The organism is Microcoleus harperi Pol14_C6 (assembly GCF_036701295.1).
In the GTDB taxonomy this organism is placed as follows: Bacteria; Cyanobacteriota; Cyanobacteriia; order Cyanobacteriales; family Microcoleaceae; genus Microcoleus.
In genome coordinates this window covers 1-11,982 of sequence record NZ_JAUBQN010000048.1, presented here as the reverse complement: position 1 = coordinate 11,982, position 11,982 = coordinate 1, and the positions used below count along the sequence as shown (strand labels likewise).

Sequence of the window (11,982 nt, the reverse complement as noted above, 5' to 3'; positions counted from 1 at the left end):
TAACGACGACATCTTCGTGCGCGACTTGTCCACCAATACCACCACCCGCGTCTCTGTAGACTCAGCAGGCAATCAGGCGAACGGCTACTTTTTCTCTCCCTCCATCTCAGCCGACGGGCGGTTTGTGGCGTTTTCATCTGATGCCTCCAACATAGTGCCGGGGGATACTAACAATACCGGAGACATCTTCGTGCGGGACTTGTTAACCAATACCACCACCCGCGTCTCTGTAGACTCAGCAGGCAATCCGGGGAACATCAACTCCTTCTCTCCCTCCATCTCAGGCGACGGGCGGTTTGTGGCGTTTTTATCTGATGCCTCCAACATAGTGCCGGGGGATACTAACAATCAAACCGACATCTTCGTGCGGGACTTGTTAACCAATACTACCACCCGCCCCTTTGTTGACTCAGCAGGCAATCAGGGGAACAACTTCTCCAATGGCCCCTCTATCTCGGCCAACGGGCAGAAAGTGGCGTTTTCATCTTTGACCGCCAATCTCGTGTCGGGAGATACCAACAACGGCCCAGACGTATTCGTTGCTGACATCGGCAACACTCCAGGCGGCATCAATAACTCTCCAAACGCCATCAACGGCACGGACGGCAACGACAACCTGACAGGCACTCCCGGCAACGACACCATCAACGGTTTGGCAGGCGATGACGTTGTGACTGGTTTGCGGGGCAACGATATCATCAATGGTGGCGACGGCAGCGATAACCTGTCTGGGGGCAAAGGTTTTGATACTCTCAACGGCGGTTTGGGCAACGATAATCTTGTCGGCGGCGTGGGCAACGATGTATTTGTTTTAGGTGCCCGATTGGGAGTTGATACCATCTCTGATTTCGCCAACTCTCAAGATACCATTCAATTAATCAATGGCTTGACTTTCGGACAGCTATCAATTTCCCCTGGAACTAACGGCACATTAATTAGAGTAGCCAGCAGCGGTGAAGTTTTAGCTTTTTTGACAGGCGTTGCTCCCAATCTCATCGCCTCTGAAGATTTTATCTCTGTCTAAAGATAGATGGTAAACTGATTACTTTTTCAATCACTTTTACTGAGGGAACATGATTAAACTGGACTTCCCCCGTACAAATGTAATAAAAGATCTAAAACATTTACCAATTATTAGGTTTCAATTGTTGAGTGAAAAAACTCTACCCAAGTTAAAGCAATAGCCGTTTTGGCGATCGCGCAGAACGCAATAGATTCAATATAATTGGCGTAAGCTTGCAGGCGTGAATAACCTACATGGCTACAGAAATTTTACTCAACAATGGAAACTTTTGCAATGATAGGCTTTTGAGCCTATGTAAGTATATTTGCAGGGTGAAGTCCAGATTAAACTTGGCAAACAATCACTCGCATTAATAGGCACATTTATTGCAGTTTTGCAACCAGCAGTTACCGCTCAGTCACAAGAAAGTACCAGCGAATTCAGCAAACTTCAATCCTTATTAGAAGCCAAAAAATGGTACGAAGCCGATCGAGAAACAGTCTCTCCGATCCGCAACAACTCCGCCAATCTGTCTTGTCCGAACCTCCGCGCGATCGATCAGATGTGGATGCAATCGAGCAACGGAAAATATGGATTGACTCCGCAGTTAGAGATTTGGCAGAAAGTGGGCGGTTCTAGCTGTCGAACTTGTGAAGGTCAAATCCAAGAATTTAGCAAGCAAGTAGGATGGAACATGAGCTCCCAAGTAAGTCCTATACCAGGGGAGTTTCCAGCCCAGTATCCAACTGTTGCTTCATTAAGTTGGCAAAGTTATGTTGACAGCGATAAAAGCATAACTAGGTACAGTCTTTTTGCGGGCGCGCAGACATGGCAAGCGTGGAGAGTTACAGAATTTAACCTGTTTTCTACTTTTGCCAATTGCGGCAAGTAACAGTTTTAGGGCGGGCAATGCCCAGACTTCCACGTCGGAGTCGGGATGGGATTTCTCGATCGCCTCGACTCTTCAATCTAAAATCTAAAATAGTAGGACTATGGCATTTGCCAAATCTTAATAGTGCGATCGGGACTGCCGCTCACAAAAGTCTTGCTATCTCTGAAAATAGCAACAGAACTCACAAACTGAGTGTGACCAGAAAGAGTGCTTCTTTCTTTTCCCGTCTTCAAATCCCAAACTATAATATCTCCGCCGCCGCCGATCAAAGTGCGACTGTCCGGGCTAAAGGCGATCGTCCTCACCCAGGTCGAATGCCCTTTAAAAGTGCGGGTGCGCTTCCCGTCTTGCACGTTCGACAAACGGATCGTATTGTCGGTGCTAGCACTAGCCACAATTTGCCCGTTCGGACTAAAAGCCACAGCAGTAACCGGGCCCCCGTGACCAGTGATAATTCTTCTGACTTCTCCGGTACCGAGATTCCACAAACGCAGAGTCTTGTCATCGCTGCCGCTAGCGAGAGTTTGACCGTCCCGGCTCAAAGCGATCGCGTTTACTCCTCCGGCGTGGCCGCTCAAAGTCCGCAACCTGCTGCCGGTTCTGACATTCCACAAGCGAATAGTTTTGTCATCGCTGCCGCTAGCCAGAGTTTGACCGTCCCTGCTAAAAGCGATCGCGTTGACGGCGGCTTTGTGAGCGGGAATCGTCCGCATCCGTCGCCCCGTCTTTAAATCCCAGAGAATCACATTATTGTCGCCGCCGCCGCTGGCCAAAATCGAGCTGTTCGGGCTCACCGCCAGCGTGTTGACCGATTTTTTAGAATGCACCGAATAGAGAGTCTGCACCAGGCGTCCCGTCCTCACTTTCCAAATTCTAATCGTCCCAAAGCTTGCGCTCACCAAAGTTTGACCGTCAGGCGACAGGGCGATCGCATTTACACTCCCGACATTATCCAAACTTCTTTGCAAAAAATGAGTGCTAGGTAAAGTAGAAAGCAGCCACACCGGGTTTGCCGGAAACACCCCGTAACGCAGCGAACCGTAAATTTGAGACGCGCCAATACTCACCATCAAAACAGCCGTGCCCGCCAGCAACTTCTTTTTCCAATCAAAAACATCTTTCTCGGTCTTGTTCAATCCCGAATTCAGAGGTCTGAGGCGGTTTACAGAAGTTTGCTTCTTCGCCCCAGCCTCCCCGGAAGTTGCGCGAAGTTTAGTTTGCCCCGTCGTCGGCAACTGAGTCGGCAACTGGCTTTCCGCGCCATCGAGATTAATTTCCTCCAAGCACTGCAAAACCATCTGCGGACTTTGAGGTCGATTTCCCGGAAAAGGCGCCATCAGATAATCGATTACATTAGCCACGGCGTCGGAAACCTGAGGAGCTCCTTTGCGCCACATTAATCTGCCCGTGCGCGGGTTCTCTGGAAACGCAGTCGGCGGCTTTCCAGTCAGCAAATAAACAAAAGTGCGCCCCAGAGCAAAAAAATCTGACTGCGGAACCGCCTTGCCATTAGTTTGTTCCGGCGGCGTGTAGCCCGGGGAAACAATACCAGTCACATTTTGCCCCTGGCCCACCTTAGCGAAATAAGTCGCCGACACTTCCCGAGCAGTCCCGAAGTCAATCAGCACTAACTGCCCGTTTGGCTTGCACATAATATTGTGCGGCTTGATATCCCGATGGAAATAGTTGAGGCGGTGAACTTGGTCTAAAATTTCCGAAAGTTGTTTGAGCCAGTTCACAGCTTGTTCTTGACTGATGGGGCGGCCCCGATGTTTCAGCCAGTCTTGCAAATTGGCCCCAGCAATTTTCTCCATCACCAGACAGTGAAAAGACTCTGTGCTGTGAGCTGGCGTAAATGTAAAATAACCGTCGCGATCGACTTTTGGAATACCTGGATGTCTTAGCCTGACCAACACGTCGGCTTCTTGCTTAAACAGTTCTACAGCTTTGGGATGTTCTTTGAGCAGGACTTTGAGCACTCTTCGAGCGCCGTTGTCGTCCACTTCAAATGTTCTGCCAAAGCCGCCGCCTCCGAGAGGCGCGACTAACCGATATCGACCTTGCAACAAAAGTTCAGACCCGCAGTGGATACACACGGATTTGCCAGAGTTGGCTGGATCGGAGGGATTCGGGCATTTGGGATTGAGGCAATAACTCACAGAAGCCACATAACCCTGATTGAGGTTGCTCTATCAAGTTGTACTTTGACACTGCTCTACAAAACTTGGCTAAACTTATCTAAGCTTTACCATTCAACTAGAAGTGTTTTCTAGAGGGTCTGATTCCTGCTTCTGCCAAGAGAGTCGGCTCTTACTTGTCCACAGGCGTAAATTCGGGTGGAGCAGCACCCTATTTTTGAAGTCTCTACAACTATTTATTATTGTGGAAGCTTTTAGCCATTGTTTAACCATTATTTTCAACCAATTTAACGAATCGTGGTATCCCGTTCGACCTTTTATAGGCTGGTCAGTTTTAAATCGACCGTCGTTTACTCTTCCAGAAAATTTTTCCTGCAGATTTGGGGCATTATTCTGAGAATGTTGCACAAAACTGCGCCTCTGTCAATATGCTTGTCATAAGTAGCTCCCAGGAAGTTTAATCAAGCATTAAGCAATTAGATTAACCTCTGTGTACTCTTGGTGAGTGAGATTTCTGATTCAGCTTGCGTTACTTGCCTTGACAAGATTACTCAAGCCAAAGTAGAGGTGTCTTCTCTAAAATCGTTAATTCTGGTATGGCATACCGTATTTGATTAGTCCTCTTTATCTAGTTCGGTTTTTGTTCAAATACGAGTTTTCGTAGACGGCAACACCGTGTTTGTGGGACGACGTACTCAAAAATAAGAGTACGAGGTTTTCCTTTGTCTAGTTAGACTCAATTTTTAACTTATGACGATCGTAGCACACCCAGTAAAATACTCATGAGTACCCTTAATTTAAATCTTGCAGCGTCTCTGAAGTCAAGGGAGGTTTTAGTCTCGCTTGACTTCAGCATCCCGTGTTTTTTTATAACCGGGGGCACTGCGATCTAACGATCGGGTTGAGGCCAAAGCTTTTGTTGTTTGTCATAGCCGATCGAGGTCACAAATCCCTGATGAGAGCACATAATGTACAAACACACCAGAACTAATAACGAGAGAGCAGCTACATTTCAATTGTACGATCGCAACCACCACTCTCGAAGAAAGAAGTGAGAGTAGGGGAGTGGGGGAGTGAGGGAGTGAAAAAATCTGCCTTCTTCCTTCTTCCCTCTTCCCTCTTCCTTCAGCAGAAGAAAGCGTTTTAAACAAGTCCCTCAATTACCGGATGGAAGTAGAACGCCAGCGCCAAAACCGTATAAGCTGCCAACAGCAAAGTACCTTCGAGCCAGTTAGAGTTGCCGTCAGAACTGATAGAATTGGCGATGAGCACCGACACCGCAACCGCTACAAGTTCAAACGGGTTGAAGTTCAAGTCCATCGGTTTGCCCAAGACAAAACCTGCCAAAACCAACACTGGGGCAACAAACAAAGCAATTTGCAAACTCGAACCCACGGCCACAGAAACCGACAAATCCATTTTATTTTTCATCGCCACCGTCACCGCCGTCGTATGTTCGGCCGCATTGCCAATAATCGGCACTAAAATGACCCCGGTAAACAGTGATGTCAGCCCCAAACGCGCCGTAGCTTCTTCTAGACTACCCACCAGCAGTTCCGACTCGACAGCTACCATCAGGGTACAGGCCAATAGCACCGAAATCCACAGCGGCAGATTGACTTTGTGGTCAGGACTGTCTGGTGCTAAGTTACTTTCGGCTAATTCTTCGAGCATTTCTATTTCTGCCACCCCTACATCGTACAGATAACTGTGGGTTTTCATCGAAAACAGCAGCGTCAGCACGTAGACGACAATCAGGACTATAGCAACAGCGCTAGAGAGGTTCTGCATAGTTTCTGCAGGGATGCCCGCAGAGGTGGCATTAACTGCCGTCGGCACCAAAATGGCAATCACGGCTAAGTTCATCGCTGAAGCGTTCAACCGGGCGACTATCGGCTGAAATTCTTGTTCTTTGTAGCGCAAGCCACCCAGCAGCATCGCAAATCCCATCACCAGCAGCAGGTTGCTCATAATTGAACCCGTAATGCTCGCCTTGACAACATCTATCAGTCCGGCGTTGAGGGCGACGATGCCGATAATTAGTTCCGTGGCATTTCCGAAGGTAGCGTTCAGCAAACCCCCCAAGTTGGCGCCGAGGACAACGGCGATTTCTTCGGTGGCCGTCCCCATCCAGGCGGCTAGAGGGACGATTGCTAAAGCCGAGGTGATGAAGATTGTGGAGGATTCCCAGCCGAGAAAGTGTCCGGCGATGGAAACCGGGATAAATAACAGCAGACTGGAAATTATTGTATTTGTGTTTAGCATTTAAATTCTCAAAAGCTGCCAACCGTCAATCATAACCTGCGGGAAAATTTTAAAAATGGGTTGGGTTAGGGAATTGGGGGTGCTTCAAAGCTGGGGGACGATCGCCCGCTGGGGGGCGATCGCGATTCGTTACCGAAAATTTGGGTTTAAAGCCTCGCCCATAAGCGGGCGACTTTTTAACCTTTAGCGATCTAATTAACTCTCTGAGCAGGTCTGATTTAGATCTTTGAGTTTGCTGGCAATACTTCTCAAGGTTTTCAAACTCTTCGTCGGTTAGCCGAAAAAACACGCTTTTATTCAGTGACTTGTATATCTAGATGATATACAATTGTCGCATGAAGACACTGAAGTTTAAGCTGTACAACCACAAGCGAAATAGGTTTATCAAGCGGTCAATCAACGCCGCTGGGGTGATCTACAATCACTGTATTGGACTGCATCGCAGGTATTATCGGATGTTCAAAAAACATCTCAACTGCGCCCAACTTCAGGCTCACATTGCCAAGCTGCGGAAGCGTAACCCCTTCTGGCAATCGGTAGGCTCTCAGGCTGTGCAGGATATCTGTCAACGGATTGAGAAAGCTTATCAGCTATTTTTCAAGCATCACAAAAAAGGAGTTAGACCCCCAGGATTCAAGAAGGTTAGAAAATACAAATCCTTCACGCTCAAGCAAGCTGGCTATAATTTTATTGGCGGCAATCGGATCAAGATTGGCAATAAGGTCTATAAATATTGGAACTCTAGGGAGGTCGAAGGAACGATCAAGACCTTAACCATTAAGCGCACTCCACTAGGAGAGCTATTCATGGTTGTGGTTGTTGATAGCGTTGACGAGCCAGAAATTAAATCCGAGACGAGTAAGATCGCTGGCTTTGATTTTGGCATAAAGACGTTTCTCACTTGCTCTGACGGTTCCAAGATTGAGTCACCCCAATTCTTCAAGCAATCCCTCAACGCCATTCGTAAAGCCAGTAAGCATCTCTCTAGGAAGCAAAAGGGTTGGGCCAATCGAGAACGAGCAAGGAAGAATTTAGCCCGTAAACACGAGGACATTGCTAACCGTCGAAGTGATTGGTTCTGGAAGTTGGCGCATGAACTAACAGATAAATTCGATGTTCTCTGTTTTGAGACGTTGAACCTGAAAGGAATGCAGCGACTCTGGGGCAGAAAGATTAACGATTTGGCACTCAGGGAATTCTTGCAAATCCTTGAATGGATTGCCAAAAAGAAGGGCAAGTTATTGGTCTACATAGACCAGTGGTATCCCTCTAGTAAAAGCTGCAACAACTGTGGACACGTCCTTGAAAGTCTAGAGCTATCGGTTAGAGAATGGCGGTGTCCGAACTGTCATTCCGTTAATGGGCGCGATGAAAACGCCGCTAAGAATAACTTGCTTGTTTTTCTTGGCATCTACTGCCGGGTTAGGTGATGTCAGACAAGCTCGGCTTGCAATCGCTGTTTGAACCTAGAATCCCCGTGCGTTCACGCCTGGGAGTATGTCAAGGACTGTGTGATGTCAACGCCTGGTTAAAATTTCACTTTTAAACCACCCAAGAGAATCCCGCTGCTCCACAAACAAAGTCCGCCTCGGCCGACTAAAATACCTCTTAGAGAACAACAAAAATGGAACTAAAACTCTCGGGTAAAATTTCACTGGTAAGCGGCTCAACTGCCGGAATCGGGTTGGCAATTGCTACAGAACTCGCCAAAGAAGGTGCAACTGTCATCGTTAACGGACGGACTCAAGAGCGGGTAAAAAGGGCGATCGACCAAATCCAAGAAATTGCTCCCGATGCCAAACTTCAAGGTGTCGCTGCCGATTTGGGAACGGCAACGGGAGCCGGCGAATTATTTCACCAAGTCCCGGAAGTTGACATTTTGGTAAACAATTTAGGAATTTATGGCGCTAAAGCATTTGAGGATATTTCCGATCGCGAATGGATGAATATTCTGGAAGTAAACGTCATGAGCGGGGTGCGGCTGGCTCGACAATATTTGCCATTAATGCTGACAAAAAATTGGGGCCGGATTATTTTCATTTCTAGCGAATCGGGGCTCAACATTCCAGCAGAAATGATTCACTACGGAGTTACGAAAACGGCGCAGCTTTCCCTCGCGCGCGGTTTGGCAGAGACTACTGTTGGCACCAACGTGACTGTTAATTCTGTGCTGCCGGGGCCGACGCGATCGGAAGGAGTAGAAGATTTCGTTCAAGGATTGGCAGAAAACCAAAAGGTGACTCGCGAACAAGTGGAGAAAGAGTTCTTTGAAAAGACTCGCCCTTCTTCGCTGATTCAGCGTTTTGCGGAGACTTCGGAGGTGGCTGCACTTGTCGCATTTATTGCAAGTCCGGTATCATCTGCTATTAACGGGGCTGCTTTGCGAGTGGATGGCGGTGTTGTGCGATCGCTCGTTTAGCCCGATTTGTAAGATGGCGATCGTAAATCAGTTAAGAACACCCTCTTTTCTAGGACTGAGGCCAACCTTCCTCAAGAGATAAATCTCTCTAAGGATGCTGTTAAGTGCCGATTTGAACCAGGAAAATATTAGTAAAACTGCTTAGAGGAGTCGATCGCCACCCATGAAAAAAGCTTTACTCGCCAGTCTGCTGCTGGTGCTAGCTGGCTGCAGTCAGTCGTCCTCCCACGATAAGCTGGTCAAAACGCTGAAAACGGTTCAATCTTGGACAGCGACCGCTCGTATGGTGGGAGAGACTTGGCAACAGGGTAGCATTCCCGACCTCTACGCTCAACAGACCTTGGAAAAGACCCAGCAGGAAATTGCCAAGGAAACCAAAGATTTGACTGACTCTCCTACTTTGCCCAGACAGATATACCAGTTACAGCAAACGCTTCAGCAGATGACAGCGGCTGTCAAGCAGCACCGCAAAGCGGAGATCGCCACACCTCTAGTGCAGCTTGCAACTGAACAACAGCAGCTTGAAACATTGCTCAAAGCGCAGGGAGAGGGGTCGTGAACAAGATTCGGGAAATTGCCTTGGGTATTGTCACCAGTATTGGTGGCTTCCTAGATGTCGGAGCGATCGCCACAGCCGCAGAAGCAGGCTCTAGCTTCGAGTTTCAGTTGATTTGGACGATCGTTCTAGGCACGATTTGTGTCATCGCTTTAGTCGAAATGTCAGGTCGCCTCGCGGCAGTCAGCAAACACACTTTAGCAGATGCCGTTCGCGAACGATTGGGCTTCAATTTCTTTATATTCCCGTTGATTGCTGAGGTCATCGTCGATTTTTTAGTGCTGGGTGCTGAAATTGGCGGCGTCTGCATTGCGCTACAACTCGTAACAGGCATTAGCTTTCAATGGTGGGCGCTACCCGTTGCCTTTGCAATCTGGCTGTTGCTTTGGAAGGGCACTTTTGGCTTGATTGAAAACGGCGTTTCCTTCCTAGGACTGATTACACTGGCGTTTGTGGTGGCAACCTTCAAGCTTCGTCCAGCATTACCTGCGGTTGCTGAAGGAATTTTGCCAACTATACCCCAACAAGACACCGCCCATTATCTGTTTATTGCTGTCAGCATCCTCGGCGCATTAATTAGTCCCTATTTGTTTTACTTCTACTCCTCTGGTGCGGTTGAAGATAAATGGGATCGATCGCATCTCGGTGTAAATCGTGCAGTTGCTGGGCTAGGCATGGGGTTTGGTAGCATCGTCTCGCTGGGAGTGCTGATTGTGGCGGCACAGGTATTGCACCCGCGAGGAATTCAAGTAGACAGCTACGAACAAGCAGCTTTGATGTTGACCCAACCTTTCGGATATTGGGGATTTGTGCTGTTTGCTGCATCGCTGGGCGTTGCTTGTTTTGGAGCGGCTTTGGAAGTTAGCTTAGACACGGCTTATATTGTGGCGCAAGCCTTTGGTTGGAACTGGGGTGAAAGTTTGCATCCCAAAGAGGCAGCCCGTTTCAGCTTTGTTTACACAGTGTTTGTATTTCTGGCATCACTGCTGATGGTGGTGGGTATCGATCCGTTGCAACTAACTTTATTTTCAATGGCATTGACTGCCGTAATTTTACCGCTGACGATTATCCCGTTCTTGGTGTTGATGAACGATCGCTCGTATGTGGGCGACCATTGCAACGGCTGGATCAGTAACAGTATCACCATTTTCACACTTGTTCTGACTTTTGTGCTAGCGATCGTCGCCATTCCATTAGAAGTGCTTGGAGGTTGATATGGATGTAATTCGAGATGTCCTAGATAATCAGATTGTCGATCGCAACCAACGCAAGATGGGCAAGGTCGATGGCATTGTTGTAGAACTCGTAGAGGGACAGCCACCGCGACTGGCGTATCTTGAAACAGGAGTCACCACCTTAGCGCATCGAGTTCATCCCCGTTGCTCGCGTTGGGTTGCGGCGATTGCTAGCAAGTGGGGCGCTAAACACACCGAACCGTTTCGCATTGCTTGGTCGAAGGTGCGAAACATCGGCATTGATGTGGAAGTGGATCTCGATGCCGAACAAACTCCCGCATTAGCCTACGAAGTTTGGCTGCGCGATCGCGTGATTAAACACATTCCAGGAGGAAGTTGATGGCAAGTCGCGAACTACACTTAGAACTGCTGCTGGGTAAATGCGTATTTGATTCAACGGGCAATCGCGTTGGACGCATTGAAGAGGTGCGGGCCCAGCAGCAAGGCGACGATTGGGTAATTGTAGAATATCTGGTGGGCATACCGGCGATCGTGGAGCGTTTGTCTGCCTGGAATTTAGGCGCAGGTTTGCTGCATCTTATGGGTGCCCGCAATCTACATAAGGGATATCGTATTCCCTGGGAGCAACTCGATTTATTAGATCCAGAGCATCCCCGCTTAATTTGCACGATCGATACGCTCAAAGAGATTTCCCAACAGTTAGAAAAAGATGCCCATTAGCCATAAATTTTTACGGTCACTGTGGAGGCCTTGGCGATCGATTTGAGGTTCAGCCTGCAATTGGAATGATTAAACCACAGAGTACGCAGAGAACGCAGAGTTCGAGAACAGAGAGATGAATAATTCCGATGCTAACGTATTTGATATGACGCAATCGGTTCAATGGATTTTTGTATTCGATTAGCTTCCTTAGAAGACATTCCTAAGCTGACAACTTTAATTCCTGATTCTGCTAGAGCTTTGCAAGCAGGCTACTATAGTTCAGAGCAGATTGAAGGTGACCTGGACCTAGTTTTTGGGGTTGATACTCAACTGATTCTAGACCAAACATACTTTGTTGCTGAGAACAATCACCAAATTGTTGGTTGCGGTGGTTGGAGTAAGCGTAAAACGCTTTATGGAGGTGATTCAGGCAAAAATAATCGAGAAGACAGCCTGCTCAACCCAGACAGCGACTCGGCAAAGATTCGTGCATTATTTGTCGATCCAGCACGGGCGCGTCAAGGAATTGGAAGTCTGATTATCCAAGTATGCGAACAGGCTGCTGAGCGTGCTGGATTTAAGGAAGTTGAGACGATCGCGACGCTAGCGGGAGAGCCATTTTACACAAAATTTGACTATCAGGCGATCGAGCGGTTTGAAATTCCTCTCCCAAACAGTCAGTTGCTCCCGGTTGTGCGTATGTTTAAGAGCTTGGCGCGCAGCCCATAAATGAGTAATACCAATTTTATATGAAGTTGCATAGAATAAAGATACTGTTTAGAGGTCATTAGTTATGGCACGTCAACTGATT

At 48.0% G+C, this 11,982-nt stretch carries 12 protein-coding genes and 1 pseudogene; 10 read left to right on the top strand and 3 right to left on the bottom strand.

What is annotated here, in order from left to right; genetic code table 11:
• Window positions 1–1,024: calcium-binding protein (locus QUA27_RS23875; protein WP_333071105.1), on the top strand; the 1,024-nt coding region annotated here is incomplete at its 5' end.
• Window positions 1,025–1,328: 304 nt separating this feature from the next.
• Window positions 1,329–1,895 (top strand): GUN4 domain-containing protein, encoded by a 567-nt coding sequence (locus QUA27_RS23870; protein WP_333071103.1) that lies wholly within the window; start codon window positions 1,329–1,331, stop codon window positions 1,893–1,895.
• A 98-nt stretch (window positions 1,896–1,993) separates the two neighbouring features.
• Here QUA27_RS23870 and QUA27_RS23865 read toward each other — a convergent pair whose 3' ends face one another.
• On the bottom strand, window positions 1,994–4,063 hold the full coding sequence (locus tag QUA27_RS23865; protein ID WP_333071101.1) for a protein kinase domain-containing protein: 2,070 nt from the start codon (window positions 4,061–4,063) through the stop codon (window positions 1,994–1,996).
• A gap of 1,113 nt (window positions 4,064–5,176) precedes the next feature.
• On the bottom strand, window positions 5,177–6,298 hold the full coding sequence (cax, locus tag QUA27_RS23860; RefSeq protein WP_333071099.1) for a calcium/proton exchanger: 1,122 nt from the start codon (window positions 6,296–6,298) through the stop codon (window positions 5,177–5,179).
• A 55-nt stretch (window positions 6,299–6,353) separates the two neighbouring features.
• On the opposite strand from cax, the gene QUA27_RS23855 reads away from it, so the two are divergent.
• Window positions 6,354–6,485 (top strand): hypothetical protein, encoded by a 132-nt coding sequence (locus QUA27_RS23855; protein WP_333071146.1) that lies wholly within the window; start codon window positions 6,354–6,356, stop codon window positions 6,483–6,485.
• A 45-nt stretch (window positions 6,486–6,530) separates the two neighbouring features.
• On the opposite strand, the pseudogene QUA27_RS23850 reads toward QUA27_RS23855, so the two are convergent.
• Window positions 6,531–6,587, bottom strand: a pseudogene (locus QUA27_RS23850) (hypothetical protein); the annotation flags it as partial.
• A gap of 28 nt (window positions 6,588–6,615) precedes the next feature.
• On the opposite strand from QUA27_RS23850, the gene QUA27_RS23845 reads away from it, so the two are divergent.
• From QUA27_RS23845 to QUA27_RS23815, 7 genes are all read left to right on the top strand, one after another.
• Window positions 6,616–7,728, top strand: a complete 1,113-nt coding sequence (locus QUA27_RS23845) for an RNA-guided endonuclease InsQ/TnpB family protein (RefSeq protein ID WP_333071097.1) — start codon at window positions 6,616–6,618, stop codon at window positions 7,726–7,728.
• Between the two features lie 194 nt (window positions 7,729–7,922).
• A complete protein-coding gene (locus QUA27_RS23840; protein ID WP_333071096.1) occupies window positions 7,923–8,717 on the top strand; it encodes an SDR family NAD(P)-dependent oxidoreductase in 795 nt (264 codons plus the stop codon).
• A 163-nt stretch (window positions 8,718–8,880) separates the two neighbouring features.
• Window positions 8,881–9,276 (top strand): hypothetical protein, encoded by a 396-nt coding sequence (locus tag QUA27_RS23835; protein ID WP_333071093.1) that lies wholly within the window; start codon window positions 8,881–8,883, stop codon window positions 9,274–9,276.
• On the top strand, window positions 9,273–10,487 hold the full coding sequence (locus tag QUA27_RS23830) for an NRAMP family divalent metal transporter (RefSeq protein ID WP_333071091.1): 1,215 nt from the start codon (window positions 9,273–9,275) through the stop codon (window positions 10,485–10,487). The genes QUA27_RS23835 and QUA27_RS23830 overlap by 4 nt, the downstream gene beginning before the upstream one ends.
• A 1-nt stretch (window position 10,488) precedes the next feature.
• Window positions 10,489–10,848, top strand: a complete 360-nt coding sequence (locus tag QUA27_RS23825; protein WP_333071090.1) for a hypothetical protein — start codon at window positions 10,489–10,491, stop codon at window positions 10,846–10,848.
• The gene (locus tag QUA27_RS23820; RefSeq protein ID WP_333071088.1) at window positions 10,848–11,189 is read left to right on the top strand and encodes a hypothetical protein; all 342 of its coding nucleotides are present in this window, start codon (window positions 10,848–10,850) and stop codon (window positions 11,187–11,189) included. The genes QUA27_RS23825 and QUA27_RS23820 overlap by 1 nt, the downstream gene beginning before the upstream one ends.
• A 162-nt stretch (window positions 11,190–11,351) precedes the next feature.
• Window positions 11,352–11,900 carry a GNAT family N-acetyltransferase gene (locus QUA27_RS23815; RefSeq protein WP_333071085.1) on the top strand — a complete coding sequence of 183 codons (549 nt, stop codon included), beginning with the start codon at window positions 11,352–11,354 and terminating at the stop codon, window positions 11,898–11,900.
• Window positions 11,901–11,982: the final 82 nt, after the last annotated feature.